This is a genomic window from Cellulomonas gilvus ATCC 13127 (assembly GCF_000218545.1).
Classification (GTDB): domain Bacteria; phylum Actinomycetota; class Actinomycetes; order Actinomycetales; family Cellulomonadaceae; genus Cellulomonas; species Cellulomonas gilvus.
Genome location: NC_015671.1, coordinates 1,389,957 through 1,407,533, shown reverse-complemented (window position 1 = coordinate 1,407,533; position 17,577 = coordinate 1,389,957). Strand labels below are relative to the sequence as shown.

Below are 17,577 nucleotides of genomic sequence, written 5' to 3'. Positions count from 1 at the left end.
ACCCGACGCACCGGCCCACCCAGCCCGGACCCCGCGCGAAGGCCCCGTCTGCGAGGATGCTCAGGTCCGACGGGAGGAGCGACGTGCTCGCGGTGCTGATCGACGTCTCGACGGTGGCTGCGACGGTGCTGGCCCTCGTCGTGCTCGTCGTCGGAAGCTTGCGGTGGGTCAGGTCACGCGCGGCGAGCACCTGGCGCCGCACCGTCCAGAAGTCGCTGCGTGGGGCCCGCCACGTCGACCCCGACCGGCTCAGGGCCATGCGGGAGCGCGCGACGGGGCACGGGTCGCTCGACCGCGACGCGGCTCAGGAGGTCAGCGACATCCTGGGGCTGTTCCGCCACGCACCTTCCTTCCTGGTGGGGCACGGGCCGGACGCGGCACTGCTGCCGGCCGAGGCGGAAGACCTCCGCGACGCGTACCGCCGGTACGCCGCCACGCTGAGCCGCCGCGGGTCGCACCCGTGGGGCGACCACCAGATCGCGCTCGCGCGCGACGTCGCCGAGGTGGTGCAGTCCGCGATCGACGGTGTCCCGTCGGGCCACCCGGGCCCTGACCCGGATCCGACCGTCCTCACGCTCGTCGGCACGGGCTTCCGCCTGGACCTCGTCCGGACCCCGGGGCCGTGCGACGTCGCCGTCGCCTACCGCGCGACGCCACACCCCGAGTCGGAGTCCGCAGTCGACCAGCCGCCCGCGGTCCTCGGCCGGTCCTACGACGGGTGGCTGCCATGGCTGACCGGGACGCGCCTGGAGACCGACGCCACCAACGGCCGCCCGCGCCTGCACCTGGCGTTCTCCCAGACCACCTACTACCGCTTCCGGGGCATCAACGCCGCACGCCTGGCCCAGTGGGGTGACCAGCCGGCGACGCTCCCACCCACGGGTCTCCTGACCCTGTCATGCACCCCGGTGGACGCGGGCGGTCGCCTGCTCCTGTCGCGCCGCGACGAACGTCTCGAGCACCGCCCGGGTGCCGTGAGCGCGTTCGCGACCGGCAACCTGGACCTGCGGGCGCGGCGCAAGGTCGGGCACGACTTCGACGCCATGGGCCTGCCCGACCCGATCCGTGCCATCGCCCGAGAGGTCCGCGAGGAGACCGGCACTCTCGTCTCGCACACCGACGTGCACGCCGTCGGCCTCGCGCAGGTCTGGTCGCACCAGGACCGAGGCACGTGGGTCCTGAGCTGCACGACCCAGCTGAGCGCGACATGGCAGGACGTCGTCGCGCGCTTCCGGCAGGGCGACCCGGTGGAGGGCTCCTGGGAGGTCGGACGGGACCTGCTGGTCCTGGACCTGCCGGACGACGTGCCCGGAGTGGCGGCCGTGGTGCACGGCCTCGCCACCGCGTCGGACGTGGTGCCGCACGTGGTGGCCGACGTCGTGGCCATCGCCGTGAGCCGGGGTCTCGAACGCTCCGAGCTGGGCGATGCGATCCTCGCGCGGGCGGGCCACGACGATGCCTCGGCGCTGCGCGCGGCCCTCGTGGAGGTCCCGATCGAGCGGCCGTTCGCGCGGCGGCGCGCGTGACGCCGCCTGCACTCAGGCGCGGTGGGCGACGTCCCATGCCTGCGCGGCGCCGGGCGGCACCACGACGCTGACCGCGCCGTCGCGGACCGTGGACTGCATGCACGTGCCGCCCGCGGTCAGGACGTCGCAGTAGCCGCCGTCCGGCAGGCTCGTCGGAAGCGTCACGCGGAGCTCGGCGTCGCCGAGGTTCACGACGACGAAGCCGCGCTCGCCGCGCCCGAGCGCGACCGCGTCACCCTGCGACCACGCGTCGACCACCGGCGCGTCCCCCACGACGCCGCGCCACCCGACCATGCCGGCGACCTGGGGCCAGCGGTGCTGGCACACCCAGTCGCCGGGAGCGAGCGAGGCACCGGGTCCCGGGGCCGTCCCGCACGTCGCGTCCTGCACCCGGCCCGTCGCGTCCTGCGGCGGGCCGGCGTCCACGTCGTCGAACGCATAGCCCGAGTACACCTGCGGCGTGCCGTACGTGCCCGCCAGCAGCAGCACGGTCGCGAGCGCGTCGTCGGTGCCGTCGCGGTAGGACAGCGTCGAGCCGTTGCGCTCGGTGTCGTGGTTCTCGACGAACGCGACCGCGTCGTCCGACGGCAGGTAGCGCGCGGTCGCGGTGCCGAGCTCGAGCGCCAGCCCGGGTGAGCCCGCGACCACGCCCAGCATCTCCTTGCCGTAGGTGAACTCGTACACCTGACCGTGCGGGACGTACTCGTCGGGCTGGACCGGCTCGGCGGTGCCGCGGATGACCTCCTGCATGACCGCCACGTCGTCGGGCAGGGGCTCGAGGATCGCGCCGACGTCCTGCGCGGCCATGTGCTTGGCGGCGTCGATGCGGAAGCCGTCGACGCCCAGCGACACCAGGTCCTGCAGGTACGCGGTCAGGCGGGCACGGACGTGCGGCGCCCCGGTGTCGAGGTCGGCGAGGTTGAGCAGCTCGCACGTCTGCACCTGGGCGCGGTCGGCGTAGCTCGCGATGTCGTCGCTCGGCGTCAGGCCGCAGCGGTGGAAGTCCGCCGGTGTCCACAGCCCCGGGTAGGAGTCGTGCTCGTACGACGAGCCCGCCCAGCCCGTTCCCGGCTCGTCCTGGCCGGTCATGTGGTTGAGCACGGCGTCCACGCGCACGTCGACACCCGCGGCGTGGCACGTGCGCACCATCGCGGCGAACTGCTCGCGCGTGCCCAGCCGGGACTCCAGCCGGTAGCTCACGGGCTGGTAGGACGTCCACCACGCCTCGCCCGTGATGTGCTCGTTCGGCGGCGACGTGAGCACCCACGCGTACCCCGCGGGGCCCAGCTGGTCGGTGCACTCGGCGGCGATCGCGTCCCACGTCCACTGGAACAGCTGCACGCCCACGTCGTGGCCCGAGCCGTCGGCGGCGGGCTGCGCGGCCGGGTCGGCAGGCTCGCCGCCGGTGCAGCCCGTGAGCAGGAGCGCCGCGGTCAGCGCGATCGCGCCGGACGTGCGGCGGAGCAGGTGCGTCATCGTCACCACCGGGATTCGGGCCCGATACTGCAAGGCCTTGCTGCAACTTTCGGTCAGGGGTACCAGAGTACGGGTCCCGGGCCGTAGGTTGGCGAGCCGTGAGCCACGTCGTCGTGCACGGACCCGCGTCCTGGAACACCGTCGTCCACCTCGACGCGCTGCCCGAGCCGCGTCCGCACATGGTCCTGGCGCGCGAGCACCACGACGGCCTGGGCGGCACGTCCGCGGGCAAGGCCGTCACACTCGCCGCGCTCGGGGTCCCGACGACCCTCGTCACGACCCTGGGTGACGACGACGAGGCCGCGCTCGTGCGCCGTGCGCTGCACGCGGGGCGGGGCGGCGATGCGCTGCGCGTGGTGCCCAGGCCTGCGGTGCAGGGCCGCACCGAGCGGCACGTCAACCTCGTCGCGCGGGACGGGGCGCGGCTGTCGGTGTATCTCGAGCTGCCGTCCGCACCGCCCCCGGACGACGAGGTGCTCGGCCTGGTGCGCACGGCACGCGCCGCGGTGCTCGACCTGGCCGACTCCTCAAGGCCCCTGCTCGACGTCGCACGCGCGGCCGGCGTTCCGGTGTGGTGCGACGTGCACGACGACGACGGAGCCGCGCCCTACGCGCGCGCATTCGTCGCCGCCGCCGACGTCCTGGTCGTGTCCGGCGCACGCCTGCCCGACGCGGCCGCGTACCTCGACGCCGCCGTGGTGGCGGGGACGACGCTCGCGGTCTGCACGCGCGGTGCGGCCGGCGCGCTCGCCCGCGACGCCGACGGCTGGTGGGAGGTCGAGGCCGCGCACGCCGGACCCGTGCTCGACACCGAGGGCGCGGGTGACGCGTTCCTCGCGGGCCTGCTGCGCGCGACGCTCGCGGGCGCACCGCACGGGCGCGCGCTCGCCGAGGCGGCCGCGGTCGGTGCGATCGCGGTGACGACCGCGGGGCTCGGCGCACCGCAGGCCGAGCCCGCCGCCGTCGTCGCGCTGGCCGACGGCGTGCGCGTCACCCGCGTCCGGTGACCGGTCAGCCGCCCGAGACGCTCAGCTCGGCCTCGTGCAGGTCCTGGCGGAACTCGTCCGAGAGCTCGCGCGAGTCCAGCCACCCGTACGGCAGGATCGGGCGCTTGGGCGCTCCCGCACGCCCGCGCTGACCCTCCGCGGGCTCACCCGGGTAGGGCTGGTCCAGGTCGAGCAGCGCGAGCAGGTCGTCGAGCTCGGCGAGGCTGGACACCAGGCCGAACCGTGCGCGCAGCTCGCCGCCCACCACGTAGCCCTTGAAGTACCAGGCCATGTGCTTGCGCATCTCGCGCAGCGCCTTGTCCTCGTCCTCGAAGTGCTCGACCATCAGCTCCGCGTGACGCCGGACCGTCGCCGCGACGTGCCGCATGCCCGGACGCACGCGCTCGTCGGAGCCCGCGAACGCCGCCGCGAGGTCCGCGAACAGCCACGGCCGGCCCTGGCATCCCCGCCCGACCACGACGCCGTCGCAGCCCGTCTGCGCGACCATCGCGAGCGCGTCCTCGGCGGACCAGATGTCCCCGTTGCCGAGCACCGGGATGTCGGTGACCGTCTCCTTGAGCCGCGCGATGGACTCCCAGTCGGCCGTGCCCGAGTAGTAGTCGGCGGCGGTCCGGGCGTGCAGCGCGACCGCGGCGACACCCGCCTCCTGCGCGACGAGACCCGCCTCGAGGTACGTCAGGTGGTCGTCGTCGATGCCCTTGCGCATCTTGACCGTGACGGGCACGCCGTACGGCGCGGCCGCGGCCACCGCCTGCGTGACGATCGCGCGGAACAGGTCCCGCTTCCACGGCAGCACGGCTCCCCCGCCGCGGCGCGTCACCTTGGCCACGGGGCAGCCGAAGTTGAGGTCCACGTGATCGGCCCGGTCCTCGCTCGCGACCAGGTGCACCGCGGCGGCCACCGTCGCGGGGTCCACTCCGTACAGCTGGACCGAACGTGGCCGCTCATCGGGCTCGTGGGAGATGATCCGGAAGGACTCCTCGCCGCGCTCCACCAGCGCGCGGCTGGTCACCATCTCCGCGACGTACAGGCCCGCACCCGACTCGCGGCACAGCCGCCGGAACGCCGCGTTGGTCACGCCCGCCATGGGTGCGAGCACCACGGGCGTGTCGATGCGCAGCGGACCGATCCGCAGCGGGGGCAGCACCGCACCCGGCGCACGGTCGTCGGTCGGCTGGTTCGTCACGGTCACCGCACGATCATCCCATCGGCCCGCGCCCGAGCCCGCCTCACCCGATCGGCGCAGCCGCCCGACTCAACCTTCGGCGAGGCCCGCGCGTCTCCTACGGTGTGACCACCATGACCGCAGGGGCCCGCGACGACGACGACCCGGCACACGCCGAGTCGCTCACCGTCGTCGCGGTCGGCACCCGCACCGCCCGCACGCGGGCCGAGATCGACCACGAGTTCAGCGCGTTCGTCGCCCGCCACGGCGCGGACCTGCTGCGCACCGCATGGCTGCTGTGCGGTGACGCGCACCGTGCCGAGGAGCTCACGCAGCAGGCCCTCGTCCGCACGTACGCCGCCTGGCCGCGCACGCACGAGCCGCTCGCCTACGCGCGGCGTGTCCTGGCCAACCTGCGCGTCGACACGTGGCGGCGCCGTCGGCGCGAGGTCCTCACCGCACCCGAGGACCTGCCCGAGACCGACACCGTGCGCGTGGGGTCCGACGAGCACGCGCGCACCGAGGACCGCGACCAGCTGGTCCGCGCGCTCGCGCTGCTGACCCCGCGGCAGCGCCGGATCGTGGTGCTGCGGCACATGGTCGGCCTGCCCGAGGCCGAGGTCGCCGCCGAGCTCGGCGTGAGCATCGGCACCGTCAAGTCCACCGCGTCGCGCGGCCTGTCCACGCTGCGCACCGCTCTGTCCACCGCCGCCGGCCAGGAGGTCACCCGATGAGCACCGACCTGCGTCCCGACCGCGAGCTCGCCGAGCATGCCGCACGCGTGACGCCCGCGATGTCGCTGGACCCCGGTGCGCTGCTGGACGCCGCGCACCGCCACGTGCGTCGGCGCGCCGCGGTGCGCGTCGGGGCGGGCATCGCCGCGGTCGCGGTCGTCGCCGCCGCGGCGGTCACCGTGCCGCGGCTGGAGCGCTCCCCGGATCCCGCCCAGACGCCCGCACCGCGCGTGACCACCGCGCCACGCCCGCTGGGCACCGGACCCGTCACACTCGTCGCGCAGGGCCTGTCGGCCGTGAACCGTCCGGCGCCACCGGTGGCCGCGACGGGTGCGGTCCGCCAGGTCCGGCCCGACGCCGACATGCGGATGGACCTCGGCCTCACGGCCGGGGTGCGCGAGCTCGTGCTGCTCACCGGGACCGACGACACCGGCCCGGCGTCGGGCTGGGCCGGCTTCGTGGCGGCCGACGAGGAGGACGGCAGCTGGATCACCACGCGTGGCGGCGGCACGTGGACGTGGGACGCCCAGACAATGCGCCAGGGCCGACGTCTCACCACCGAGGCGCGCGACGGCCGGACCTCGGACGTCGTGGTCGTCCCGACGAGCATGCCGCGTCCGCACGTGCTGCTCTGGAGCACGGGCGGGTTCACCGACCGGGCCGGCGGCCAGCAGGTCGCGGTCGAGCTGCCGACGTTCGCCGCACCCGGCGGCCAGCTGCTCGCCGCGACGCTCGCGGACACCGCACTCTCACAGTCGATGGCCGAGTCCACGACGGGCGTCGTGTTCGTCGGCACCGACGGGCGCGTGGTCGAGGCACCGTGCGAACCGGCCGACGAGACGCAGGGCTGCCCCGCGATCGAGGAGGTGCCCGGGCTCGTCGCCGCGATCGACGCGTTCCGCACGGAGCCCGACCGCGCGCAGACCACCAGCCCTGCACCGGGTGCGGCCACCACCACCCGGCTCGGCGTCGGCGGCGTCACCTGGCCGACGGGGCTCGACGTCCCCCGGACCGGTGGGTCGACGGGCCACGTCGAGCTGTCCCGCGCGACGTCGGCCGAGCTCGACGCGGCCGAGGGCACCTGGGGCGTGCCGGCCGAGCACGGCCTGCGGGTCACGGTCGATCCGCTCTCCGGTGCGGGCAATGTCATCACCTGGTCCGCCGACGACTCACCCGACCGGTTCGCGCCGGGCTCGCACTACCCGGGCTCCCTGAGCTGGGCGATGGACGACGACCTCCGCGTGCTGGTCGGCGCCGTCCCGGCGTGGATGGCGCAGGGGCGCGTCCTCATGTGGTTCCCACGCGGCCTGGTGGCCGACGACGGGACGCGCGTGCAGGCGGTCGAGGTGCCCACGTTCGACGACCCGTCCGGCAGCGGGGCGCGCCTGTACGCGGTCCAGCTCGACGAAGCCGCGGTGCGGCACGACCCCGAAGGGCTGCTCGACGCCCTGGTGCTCGCGGTCGACCCCACGGACGGCGACGTGTTCTCCATGAGCGGCAGCTGCCGCGGCCTGTCCCGCGAGTGCCTCGACGCGCAGCCGGACGGCGGCGCGGGCCTCCTGGCCGCACTACGGTCCGCAGGCGCGGACCTCACCGGGGCCGAGCCGGGCGCCGGCGTGACGCCGCCCGCGGGACCGTCGTCCGCGACGACCGTGGCGGACGGCACATCGGCGGCGACGAAGCTTCGCGACGACGACGTCCTCGACCTGGGCGAGCTCGACGGCGAGCGGGTGTGGCTGCGGGCACGCACGTTCGGCGACACGTGGGCTCCGCTGCTCTTCCGGGGCGACGCGCTCCAGCAGGGTCAGCCGGGTGAGCGCGACCTGACGTCACCGGGGGCGAGCAGCTCCACCGCTGCGCTCGACGGCGGACGCGGCGTCGTCCGGCTCGGGGTCTCGCCCGGTGCGGGCGCCTGGCGCGCCTTCGTGTGGCTGCCGCCCGCCGCCGCGCGGGGCGGCGGCGCGGTCGAGCTGCCCACCGTGGAGCTGCGCGGCCGACGGGTGACCGCGCTGCTCGCGCAGGCGCCCTCGGAGCTCGTCGACCCGTCGAACGGCGTCTCGGCCTGGGTGTCACCGGACGGGGAGGTCGTCGTGGAGGGCTGCGAAGGGCTCGGCGAGGCCGAGTGCGAGGCAGCGGGCCGCCCGGGGGTCGTCGACGACGTCAGGGCGGCGTGGCGCTGACCCGACGTGACGCGACGGAGGGCGGGCACCGATGCGGTGCCCGCCCTCCGTCGACGCGATCAGGACCCGAGCAGGCGCGGGGCCAGGTACGACGTGACCTGGTCGAGCGCGACGCGCTCCTGCGACATGTCGTCGCGGTGCCGGATCGTCACGGCCTGGTCGTCGAGCGTGTCGAAGTCCACCGTGATGCAGAACGGCGTGCCGATCTCGTCCTGCCGGCGGTACCGGCGGCCGATCGCGCCCGCGTCGTCGAAGTCGACGTTCCAGTGCTTGCGCAGCTCGGCGGCCAGGTCACGCGCCTTGGGCGAGAGCTGCTCGTTGCGCGAGAGCGGGAGCACGGCCGCCTTGACGGGCGCGAGCCGCGGGTCGAGCTTGAGCACGACGCGCGTGTCGACGCCGCCCTTGGTGTTGGGCGCCTCGTCCTCGGCGTACGACTCGACCAGGAAGGCCATGAGCGAGCGGGTCAGGCCCGCGGCGGGCTCGATCACGTACGGCACGTAGCGCTCGTTCTTGGCCTGGTCGAAGAACGACAGGTCCTGGCCGGAGTGCTCGGAGTGCGTGCTGAGGTCGAAGTCCGTGCGGTTCGCGATCCCCTCGAGCTCGCCCCACTCGCTGCCCTGGAAGCCGAACCGGTACTCGATGTCGACCGTGCGCTTGGAGTAGTGCGAGAGCTTCTCGGCCGGGTGCTCGTAGAGGCGCAGGTTGTCCCGCGCGATGCCCAGGTCCACGTACCAGTCGGTGCGGTGGTCGATCCAGTACTGGTGCCAGGTCTCGTCGGTCCCGGGCTCGACGAAGAACTCCATCTCCATCTGCTCGAACTCGCGCGTGCGGAAGATGAAGTTGCCGGGCGTGATCTCGTTCCGGAACGACTTGCCGATCTGGCCGATGCCGAACGGCGGACGCATCCGCGCCGCGGTGTACACGTTCTTGAAGTTCACGAAGATGCCCTGCGCGGTCTCGGGCCGCAGGTAGTGCAGGCCGGACTCGTCCTCGACCGGGCCCAGGTACGTCTTGAGCATCATGTTGAAGTCGCGCGGAGCGGTCCACTCGCCCTTGGTGCCGCAGCTCGGGCACGGCACGCCCGCGAGGCCGCCCTCGGGGGCGCGCCCCTTGCGCTCCTCGAACTCCTCCAGCAGCTGGTCCTCGCGGAAGCGCTTGTGGCAGGACAGGCACTCGGTGAGCGGGTCGGTGAACACGCCCACGTGGCCCGAGGCCACCCACACCTGACGCGGCAGGATGACCGAGGAGTCGAGGCCCACGATGTCGTCGCGGCTGGTCACCATCGAGCGCCACCACTGACGCTTGATGTTCTCCTTCAGCTCGACGCCGAGCGGTCCGTAGTCCCACGCGGAACGCGTACCGCCGTAGATCTCCCCGCTCGGGAAGACGAAGCCGCGCCGCTTGGCGAGGGAGACGACGGAATCCAGACGCGAGGGTGCTGCCACGACGATGCTCTCCAGTGCTCGGGGCCCGCCGCTGGGTGCCGCGGGCTGGGGTGCGAGTCGGTGCGACTCTGCTCGGCGGCGGGACCGCGGAGCGCGCCCAGGCTACCGGGAGAGCGCACCGGACCGGGCCCGGCGGGGCGGGCCCGGTCCGGTGCGCGCCGCAGCGCCGCCGCCCGGTGTGGGCGGGTTCGCCCCGAGTTCGCCGAACCTCGCTACCCTGCCCGGCGAGCCACGCCCGCCCTTCCACCCACACCCGTCCACCAGGAGTTGCGATGTCCTACGACCCGCGCCAGTACCCGCCGCAGCACCCGGGCCAGCCCTACCCGCCGCAGCCGTACCCGCCGGTCGCGCCCCGCCGCACGGAGCCGACCGCGATCCTCGGGCTGGTCTTCGCGTTCGTGTTCTGGCCCGCGGGGCTGGTCCTGTCGATCATCGGCATGGGCAAGACCAAGCGCGAGGGCACCGATGGCCGGGGCCTGGCGATCGGGGGCCTGGTGGTCTCGCTGCTCAGCCTGGTGGGCACGGTCGCGGCGATCCTGGCGCTGGTCGTGTTCGGCCGAGCGGCGGAGCGCGCGATCGACGAGTTCTCCGAGACGCAGGTGCACACGACGTCCGGCACGGGGACGCGGTCCGACCCGCTCGCGCTCGACGGGGGCGGCGTCACGTTCAGCAGCATGGGCGACCCGGACTGGACCGTCGACGTCGTCGCCGTCGACTGGGACGTCGACGAGGCCGTGCGCACCGCCGACGAGTTCGCCGAGACGCCCGACGCGGGCTCGCACTTCGTCAAGGTCGAGGTCGAGCTCACCAAGGAGGGGACCGACGCGGGCACGCCGTGGACCGAGCTGGACCTCAGCTACGTCACCGCCGACGGCGTCACGATCGAGAGCGAGCCCGGCACAGGCCTCGAGGACGACTTCATGGACCTCGGTGAGATGTACGGCGACGCGCGCGCCACGGCCTCGATCGTGTTCGAGATCCCCGAGGCCGATGCGCGGACGGGCGCCTGGTCGGTCGAGGCACTGTTCGGCGACGAGGTGTTCTTCGCCGCGGAGTAGGAGCGGGCGTGCGGCCCGGACCGACGCGGGTCGCACGCACGCCGCTCCTTAGGATGAGGCGTGGACGACGACCCGCTCAGCGCCTTCGGGCTCGGTGCGGCGTCCTTGGGGGTCGCCCTCGCCGCGCTGTTCGTCATCGCGTTGGCGCGCTCGCACGCCACGTACTGGGTCGGGCGCGGGCTGGCCCGGGGAGCACGCGCCGTGCACCCCGCGGCACGTGACGGCGCCCCCGCACGCGCGGCCACGGCCCGGCTGCAGGCGTGGACCTCCTCGCGCACCGCGGTGCGCGGGCTCGAGCGCGTGCGCCGCTGGGGTCCCGTCGCCGTGACGTTCGCGTTCCTCACGGTCGGCGTGCAGACGGCGGTGTTCGTCTCGGCCGGGCTGGTGCGCATGCGGTACGTGCGGTTCGCCGTCGCGACGATCCCGGGTGCGGCCGCGTGGGCCGTGATCTGGGCGACCGTCGGGCTGTCCGCCGTGTGGGGGGCCGTCCGCCTCGTCGCGTCGTCGCCGTGGGCGGCGGCCGCGCTGACGGCCGCCGCCACCGCCCTCGTCGGCGTGGCGCTGCGCCGACGCCGGACGCGCGCCGGAGCCCCGGCACCGTCCGGCCCCGCCGACGGCTACCACGAGCGCGCCGAGCACCACCGGCACCAGGAGTACGACGAGCACGGCCGGCACGTCAGGTCCGTCGACGACCTGCTCGCGGACCCCGGCCTGGCCGGGGTCGACGCAGCGACCGCCGAGCCGCGGCCCACGCACGCCACCCACCGGGTGGGCGCCGCCGACCACGACGCCCACCCGTCCTGAGGCGCGTCGCCCACCTGTTCGGAGGCGCGTCACCGCCGCCGCTCAGCAGCGCGGCGGGCTCACCCCTGCGCGACGCAGAACTGGTTGCCCTCCGGGTCCGCGAGGACGGTCCACGCGAAGCCCCACTCGTCGTGCCGGGCCACCAGGCTCGCGCCCTCGGACACCAGTCGCTCCACCTCCGCCGCCGCGTCGTCGGACGCGAGGTCCAGGTGCACGCGGTTCTTGTCCGGCGTCGGGTCGGGCACCGCCTGGAACCCCAGCCGGGCCACGCCGTGCACGTCCTTGACCACCACGAACATGCCCTGCGACTCGTCCTCGACCGTCCCGCCCAGCTGCCGCGCCCACCACGCCGCGAGCGGCGGCGCATCGGTCGTGTCGAACGTGATCATCTCCACCGTGAGTGCCATACGCGCGACGCTACCGGTGGCCTCCGACAGCCGGGCGCGCATCCTGGGCCAGCACACGGCGCAGCAGCGGTCGGGTGGTCCACGTGGCCGCGGCCACGAGCACGGCGCCCCCGGCCACGACGCCCCCGATCGCCACCAGCGCGCCCGGCCGGGTGAGCGCCGCCGTGCCGAAGAACGGAGCCAGCAGCACGAGCGCGAGCAGCGTCGAGACCGCGGACGCCTGCAGCAGCGGCCCCAGGACGGCACGCCGCCGTGCGGCGTCGAGCGCGGCGGCGGGGACGCCCGCGCGGTCGGCCAGGACCAGCTCGCGCCGCCGCTCGAGCACCTCGACGGCCTGCGTGACGGCGGCCGACCCCGCCGCGAGCACGAACGTGGCCCCGAGCGCGAGCAGCGCCCCCGTCAGCAGGTCGGCCGTCAGCACGCGGGCGTGCGCCTCACCGTCCTGGGTCGCCACCGCGGGCACCCCGACGACGGCTCCCACCACGAACGACGCGGTGGCGACACCGCGCACCGCGGCCCAGGCCGCGTGCGGGTCGTCGAGCAGCCGCCGCGCCGCGAGCAGCTGCGGCAGCCCGGGCGCACGGCGCGCGCCGCGGCGCGCGCGGGCCGCGAGGAGCCACGGGCCCACGGCGTCGAACGCCACCGACGCCAGGAGCAGGCAGCCGAGCAGCGCCGCGATCGCCGCCGCGGCGAACAGCTCGAGAAACGTGGTCACCACGAACGTGCCGAGCGCCGCACCGAGCGCGACCGCCGCGCGCGCCGGCCGGTACCGGCGGGGCGCCGGCCGGTACGCGGGCCCCGGCCGCGGACGTCCCGCACGGCGCGACTCCACGGCCGCGAGCACGGCCGCGGCCGCGCACACGGAGACCACGACCGCCGCGAGCACACCCGGGCCCACCCACAGCTCCCGCACGGACAGCGACGCCCCCTGGAACGGCACGGCGGCACCCAGCGGCAGGAGCGCGCCGTACGACGCCGCACCGAGCACCCCGCCGAGCGCCGCCTGGCCGGCGGTCTCCACGACGACGAGCGCCGTCACCTCACGCGGCGTCGCCCCCAGCAGCCGCAGCGTGGAGATCCGCTCCTCACGGTGCACGACGGCGAGCCGCGCGGCCCCTCGCACCACCGTGACCAGCGGCAGCGCGAGCGCGAGCAGCGCGACGCACGCCAGGAGCGCGTACGCACCGCCCAGGTCCTGCTGGAGCGACGACGCCGGGTGCGCGGCACGCCCGGCGAACGCGAGCGCCGTCGCGAGCGCGCCCGCGGCCGTGGCCGTGACGAGGCCGGACGCCGCGACCGTGAGCACCGTCGGCGTCCGCCCGTCCCGACCGGGTGCGACGAGCAGGCGCGGCGCGAGGACCAGGAGCGAGCTCACGGTGCGAGGTCGGGCACAGGCGCGGCCGCGGGTGCGGGTACCACGCGGCCGTCCCGCAGCTCGACGCTGTGGTCGCACCACGCGGCGACGCGCGGGTCCTGCGTCACGACGACGAGCGCGGCCTCGACGTCCCGCGTCGTCGCGACGATCAGGCGCATCACCTCGTAGCCCGTCGCGTGGTCGAGCGAGCCGGTCGGCTCGTCGGCGAAGACGACGTCCGGATGCGTCACCAGCGCGCGGGCCACCGCCACGCGCTGCGCCTCTCCCGCGGTCAGCTCGCCAGGTCGGCGCTGCGCGCACCCGGCGAGCCCGAGCCGCGCCAGCCACTGGCGCGCGAGGTGCTCGGCGTCCGCACGCGGCTCGCCGTCGAGCATCGCGGCCACCGCGACGTTCTCGAGCGCGGTGAGCTCGGACAGCAGCTGGCCGTGCTGGAACACGAACCCGTACCGGCCGCGCCGCAGGACCGAACGCTGCCGCTCCGAGAACCCCTGCACCTGGCGACCGCGGAGCGTGACGACTCCCGCGTCGGGCACCTGGATCCCCGCCAGCACGTGCATCAGCGTCGACTTGCCGGACCCGGAGGGACCGGTGATGGCGAGCGACTCGCCCTCGCCGATCTCGAGGTCGACGCCCGCCAGCGCGGCGGTGGGGCCGAAGTGCTTGACCAGGCCCCGGCCCGCGAGCCGCGGCGGACGCACGCGCGCGGGCGGCGTGGACCACGCGGCGACAGCCGTCGTCGCCGGCTCGGGACGGTGTCGCAGACCGGGAGCGCTCATGCGACCACACTGGGCGTCCGGCCCACCGCGCGGCGTCCCCCGCGGGTCGCGCGCCCGCCGGCGGGCGTACGACCCCCGGCGGGGGGGCGCGACCCGGGGCGTCCCCCTGGCGGAGGACGGCATCAGGTGGTCGGCTGGTCGACCGCTCCCCCGTACCGGCGGTCCCGTCGCGCGTACTCCTCGACCGCGCGCCACAGGTGCCGGCGGTCCACGTCCGGCCAGGCCTCCTCGAGGAACACGAGCTCGGCGTACGCGGCCTGCCAGATCATGAAGTTCGACGTCCGCTGCTCACCCGACGAGCGCAGGAACAGGTCCACGTCCGGCAGGTCCGGCTCGTCGAGGTAGCGCGCGAACACCTTCTCCGAGATCCGGTCCGGGTTGACCCGCCCCGCCGCGACGTCCTTGGCGAGCGCCGCGGCCGCATCCGCGACCTCCGCGCGGCCGCCGTAGTTCACGCACATGGTCAGCGTGCAGACCGTGTTGTGGCGCGTGCGCCGCTCGGCCTCCTCGAGCTCGGCGATCACCGAACGCCACAGCCGCGGGCGGCGCCCGGCCCACCGCACACGCACGCCCCACGAGTCCATGAGGTCGCGCCGGCGGCGCAGCACGTCCCGGTTGAAGCCCATGAGGAACCGGACCTCGTCGGGCGACCGGCTCCAGTTCTCCGTGGAGAACGCGTACGCCGAGACGTACTCGACGCCCACCTCGATCGCGCCGGCGACCACGTCGAGCAGCGACGCCTCACCTGCCTTGTGGCCCTCGACGCGGGGCAGGCCACGTGCGTTCGCCCACCGTCCGTTGCCGTCCATCACCACGGCCACGTGCCGCGGCACGAACTGCCGCGGGATCGCGGGCGGGCGGGCACCCGACGGGTGCGGGTACGGGGCGACGGGCTGCGGCACGTCGGACATTGTGCCGCGCGTCAGACCCGTTCCACGTGCGGCAGGGACCGCAGGTGCCGCTCCAGGTGGAACTGGCTGAACGCCGCGACGAGCCCCGCCGCCTCGCCCCGGTGCCGTTCGGCGCTCGAGTCCGCGACCGCCCAGTCGCCCGCGAGGAGCGCCGCGAGCAGCGCGAACGTCTCCTGGGCGGGCGAGGCGGACCCGGGCGGGCGGCAGGCCGGGCACACCGCGCCGCCCGAGGACACGTTGAACGCGTGGTGCGGACCGGGCTCGCCGCACCGCGCGCAGTCCGCGAAGCTCGGCGCCCAGCCCGCGACCGCGAGCGCACGCAGCAGGTAGGAGTCGAGCACCAGCCCGGGCGTGTGGTCACGTGACGCCAGCGCACGGACCGCACCCACCAGGAGCCAGTACTGCTGCAGCGCGGGCTCGTGCTCGGCCTCGACCAGCCGTTCGGCGGTCTCGAGCATCGCGGTGCCCACCGTGTAGAGCGCGTAGTCCTCGGCGATCGCGCGGCCGTACGGGCCGAGCGTCTCCGCCTGCGTGACGATGTCCAGGTTGCGGCCCGTGGACAGCTGCAGGTCCACGTGCATGAACGGCTCGAGCCGCGAGCCGAACCGCGACGTGGTGCGCCGCACGCCCTTGCCGACCGCACGCACCTTGCCGTGCTGCCGGGTCAGCAGGGTGATGATGCGGTCGGCCTCGCCCAGCTTGTGGGTGCGCAGCACGATCGCCTCGTCGCGGTAGAGGCTCACGGCCCCATCCTCCCCCACGCCACCCACGCACCGGCGTCCGGCGCCGCCGTGCCCCGCAGGACCGGCGGCGCCGGAGGCTCAGCGCAGGTGGCGGTTGATGGCCGAGACGATCGCCTTGAGCGACGCGGTCGTGATCGACGGGTCGATGCCCACGCCCCACAGGATCTGGTCGCCGATCGCGCACTCCACGTACGCGGCCGCGGTCGCGTCGCCACCCGACGACAGCGCGTGCTCGGCGTAGTCGAGCACCGCGACGTCCACGCCGACGCCCTGGAGCGCGGTCACGAACGCGGCGACGGGGCCGTTGCCCGCACCCGTGAGCGTGCGCACCTCGCCACGGTCCACCACGTCGACCTCGAGCGTGTCGGGACCGTCCTGCGCGCTCGTCGCGCGCGTGCCCTGCAGCGAGAACCGGCCCCACGGCACCAGGTCCCCGAAGTCCTGCGCCGAGGTGTGGACCTTCGCCGCCTCTACCGGCAGGTACTCGTCGACGAAGATGCGCCACAGGTCGTCGGCCGTGACCTCGGTGCCGTGCTGGTCGGTGTGCCGCTGCACCACCTGCGAGAACTCGATCTGGAGCCGGCGCGGCAGGTCCAGGTCCTTCTCGGACTTCATCAGGTAGCTGATGCCGCCCTTCCCGGACTGCGAGTTGACGCGGATGATCGCCTCGTACGAGCGGCCGACGTCCTTGGGGTCGATCGGCAGGTACGGCACGGCCCACACCACGTCGTCGACCGTCTTGCCGTACGCGGCGGCGCGCTGCTCGAGCGCGTCCAGGCCCTTCTTGATGGCGTCCTGGTGCGAGCCCGAGAACGCCGTGAAGACCAGGTCCCCGCCGTAGGGGTGCCGCTCTCCGACCGGCAGCTGGTTGCAGCGCTCGACGGTGCGGCGGATGCGCTCCATGTCCGAGAAGTCGATCTGCGGGTCGATGCCCTGGCTGAACAGGTTCATGCCGAGGGTGACCAGGCAGACGTTGCCGGTGCGCTCGCCGTTGCCGAACAGGCAGCCCTCGATGCGGTCGGCGCCCGCCAGGTAGCCGAGCTCGGCGGCCGCGACCGCGGTCCCCCGGTCGTTGTGCGGGTGCAGGCTCAGCACCACGGACTCGCGGTAGCGCAGGTTGCGGCTCATCCACTCGATCGAGTCGGCGTACACGTTCGGCGTGGCCATCTCCACCGTGGCCGGCAGGTTGACGATCACCGGCCGGTCGGGGGTCGGCTGCAGCTCCTCCAGCACGGCGTTGCAGATCCGCAGCGCGAACTCCAGCTCGGTGCCCGTGTAGGACTCGGGCGAGTACTCGTAGAAGACATCGGTGTCCGGGACCATCTCCTCGTACTTCTTGCAGAACCGGGCACCCGAGACCGCGATGTCGACGATGCCGTCCTCGTCGGACCGGAACACGACGTCGCGCTGCAGCACCGACGTCGAGTTGTACAGGTGCACGATCGCCTGCTTGGCACCCGCGATCGCCTCGTACGTCCGCTCGATCAGGTGCTCGCGCGCCTGCGTCAGCACCTGGATGACCACGTCGTCGGGGATACGCCCCTCCTCGATGAGCATCCGCACGAAGTCGAAGTCGGTCTGCGACGCCGCGGGGAACCCGACCTCGATCTCCTTGTAGCCCATGTCCACCAGCAGCTCGAACATCTCGAGCTTGCGCGCGGGGTTCATCGGCTCGATCAGGGCCTGGTTGCCGTCCCGCAGGTCCACCGCGCACCAGCGCGGTGCGTGCGTGACCTTCGCGTCGGGCCACCGACGATCCGGCAGGTCGACGCGGATCTGCTCGTGGAACGGCCGGTACTTGTGGACCGGCATGCCCGACGGCTGCTGCGGGTTCGACGCGTGGTAGCCGCCGCTCGTGGGGCTGCTCTGCACGGGGTTGACGCTCATGGGTGCGTGTCCTTCGTTGCTGCTCGACTCGGCAAGGGATCAGCCGGCACGACGAACACCGCGGCGAGGATCCGGCCTAGAAG

General features: G+C 74.5%; 15 protein-coding genes. 6 read left to right on the top strand and 9 right to left on the bottom strand.

The window, feature by feature from the left end; translation table 11 throughout:
- The first annotated feature begins 83 nt into the window (after positions 1–83).
- Entirely contained in the window at positions 84–1,526 is a 1,443-nt protein-coding gene (locus CELGI_RS06415) for a hypothetical protein (RefSeq protein WP_013883302.1), read from the top strand.
- 12 nt (positions 1,527–1,538) lie between these two features.
- On the opposite strand, the gene CELGI_RS06410 is transcribed toward CELGI_RS06415, so the two are convergent.
- The gene (locus CELGI_RS06410) at positions 1,539–3,002 is read right to left on the bottom strand and encodes an alpha-amylase (RefSeq protein ID WP_013883301.1); all 1,464 of its coding nucleotides are present in this window, start codon (positions 3,000–3,002) and stop codon (positions 1,539–1,541) included.
- 98 nt (positions 3,003–3,100) lie between these two features.
- On the opposite strand from CELGI_RS06410, the gene CELGI_RS06405 reads away from it, so the two are divergent.
- Positions 3,101–4,009, top strand: coding sequence for a carbohydrate kinase family protein (locus CELGI_RS06405; protein WP_013883300.1), 909 nt, complete (start codon positions 3,101–3,103; stop codon positions 4,007–4,009).
- A gap of 4 nt (positions 4,010–4,013) precedes the next feature.
- Here the strand turns inward: CELGI_RS06405 and dusB are convergent, their stop codons facing one another.
- Positions 4,014–5,201, bottom strand: coding sequence for a tRNA dihydrouridine synthase DusB (dusB, locus tag CELGI_RS06400; protein ID WP_013883299.1), 1,188 nt, complete (start codon positions 5,199–5,201; stop codon positions 4,014–4,016).
- A 107-nt stretch (positions 5,202–5,308) separates the two neighbouring features.
- Here dusB and CELGI_RS06395 point away from each other — a divergent pair, with 107 nt between their 5' ends.
- Together CELGI_RS06395 and CELGI_RS06390 are read left to right on the top strand one after the other, a co-directional pair.
- Positions 5,309–5,908 carry a SigE family RNA polymerase sigma factor gene (locus CELGI_RS06395; protein ID WP_013883298.1) on the top strand — a complete coding sequence of 200 codons (600 nt, stop codon included), beginning with the start codon at positions 5,309–5,311 and terminating at the stop codon, positions 5,906–5,908.
- On the top strand, positions 5,905–8,088 hold the full coding sequence (locus tag CELGI_RS06390) for a hypothetical protein (RefSeq protein WP_013883297.1): 2,184 nt from the start codon (positions 5,905–5,907) through the stop codon (positions 8,086–8,088). Before CELGI_RS06395 ends, CELGI_RS06390 begins: the two co-directional genes overlap by 4 nt.
- A 59-nt stretch (positions 8,089–8,147) precedes the next feature.
- Here the strand turns inward: CELGI_RS06390 and CELGI_RS06385 are convergent, their stop codons facing one another.
- A complete protein-coding gene (locus CELGI_RS06385) occupies positions 8,148–9,533 on the bottom strand; it encodes a glycine--tRNA ligase (RefSeq protein ID WP_013883296.1) in 1,386 nt (461 codons plus the stop codon).
- A gap of 272 nt (positions 9,534–9,805) precedes the next feature.
- Here CELGI_RS06385 and CELGI_RS16400 point away from each other — a divergent pair, with 272 nt between their 5' ends.
- Positions 9,806–10,591 (top strand): DUF4190 domain-containing protein, encoded by a 786-nt coding sequence (locus CELGI_RS16400; RefSeq protein WP_013883295.1) that lies wholly within the window; start codon positions 9,806–9,808, stop codon positions 10,589–10,591.
- Between the two features lie 60 nt (positions 10,592–10,651).
- A complete protein-coding gene (locus tag CELGI_RS06375; RefSeq protein WP_013883294.1) occupies positions 10,652–11,395 on the top strand; it encodes a DedA family protein in 744 nt (247 codons plus the stop codon).
- 59 nt (positions 11,396–11,454) lie between these two features.
- Here CELGI_RS06375 and CELGI_RS06370 read toward each other — a convergent pair whose 3' ends face one another.
- The 6 genes from CELGI_RS06370 to leuA all read right to left on the bottom strand — a co-directional run bounded on the left by CELGI_RS06370 (position 11,455) and on the right by leuA (position 17,494).
- Positions 11,455–11,802: a VOC family protein gene (locus CELGI_RS06370; protein ID WP_041574491.1), complete on the bottom strand. Its 348-nt coding sequence runs from the start codon at positions 11,800–11,802 to the stop codon at positions 11,455–11,457.
- A gap of 10 nt (positions 11,803–11,812) precedes the next feature.
- Positions 11,813–13,177, bottom strand: coding sequence for an FtsX-like permease family protein (locus CELGI_RS06365; protein ID WP_013883292.1), 1,365 nt, complete (start codon positions 13,175–13,177; stop codon positions 11,813–11,815).
- Positions 13,174–13,953, bottom strand: a complete 780-nt coding sequence (locus CELGI_RS06360) for an ABC transporter ATP-binding protein (RefSeq protein WP_013883291.1) — start codon at positions 13,951–13,953, stop codon at positions 13,174–13,176. The genes CELGI_RS06365 and CELGI_RS06360 overlap by 4 nt, the downstream gene beginning before the upstream one ends.
- A gap of 122 nt (positions 13,954–14,075) precedes the next feature.
- Positions 14,076–14,864: an isoprenyl transferase gene (locus CELGI_RS06355; RefSeq protein ID WP_013883290.1), complete on the bottom strand. Its 789-nt coding sequence runs from the start codon at positions 14,862–14,864 to the stop codon at positions 14,076–14,078.
- 11 nt (positions 14,865–14,875) lie between these two features.
- The gene (gene recO, locus CELGI_RS06350) at positions 14,876–15,607 is read right to left on the bottom strand and encodes a DNA repair protein RecO (RefSeq protein WP_013883289.1); all 732 of its coding nucleotides are present in this window, start codon (positions 15,605–15,607) and stop codon (positions 14,876–14,878) included.
- A 78-nt stretch (positions 15,608–15,685) separates the two neighbouring features.
- Positions 15,686–17,494 (bottom strand): 2-isopropylmalate synthase, encoded by a 1,809-nt coding sequence (gene leuA, locus CELGI_RS06345; protein WP_013883288.1) that lies wholly within the window; start codon positions 17,492–17,494, stop codon positions 15,686–15,688.
- Positions 17,495–17,577 lie beyond the last annotated feature (83 nt).

What these genes read in the sequence shown, in the direction of transcription:
- CELGI_RS06410 (WP_013883301.1), bottom strand. Translation starts at nt 3,002, where the DNA reads ATGACGCACCTGCTCCGCCGCACGTCCGGCGCGATCGCGCTGACCGCG.
- CELGI_RS06395 (WP_013883298.1), top strand. Translation starts at nt 5,309, where the DNA reads ATGACCGCAGGGGCCCGCGACGACGACGACCCGGCACACGCCGAGTCG.
- CELGI_RS06390 (WP_013883297.1), top strand. Translation starts at nt 5,905, where the DNA reads ATGAGCACCGACCTGCGTCCCGACCGCGAGCTCGCCGAGCATGCCGCA.
- CELGI_RS16400 (WP_013883295.1), top strand. Translation starts at nt 9,806, where the DNA reads ATGTCCTACGACCCGCGCCAGTACCCGCCGCAGCACCCGGGCCAGCCC.
- CELGI_RS06370 (WP_041574491.1), bottom strand. Translation starts at nt 11,802, where the DNA reads ATGGCACTCACGGTGGAGATGATCACGTTCGACACGACCGATGCGCCG.
- CELGI_RS06360 (WP_013883291.1), bottom strand. Translation starts at nt 13,953, where the DNA reads ATGAGCGCTCCCGGTCTGCGACACCGTCCCGAGCCGGCGACGACGGCT.
- CELGI_RS06355 (WP_013883290.1), bottom strand. Translation starts at nt 14,864, where the DNA reads ATGTCCGACGTGCCGCAGCCCGTCGCCCCGTACCCGCACCCGTCGGGT.
- leuA (WP_013883288.1), bottom strand. Translation starts at nt 17,494, where the DNA reads ATGAGCGTCAACCCCGTGCAGAGCAGCCCCACGAGCGGCGGCTACCAC.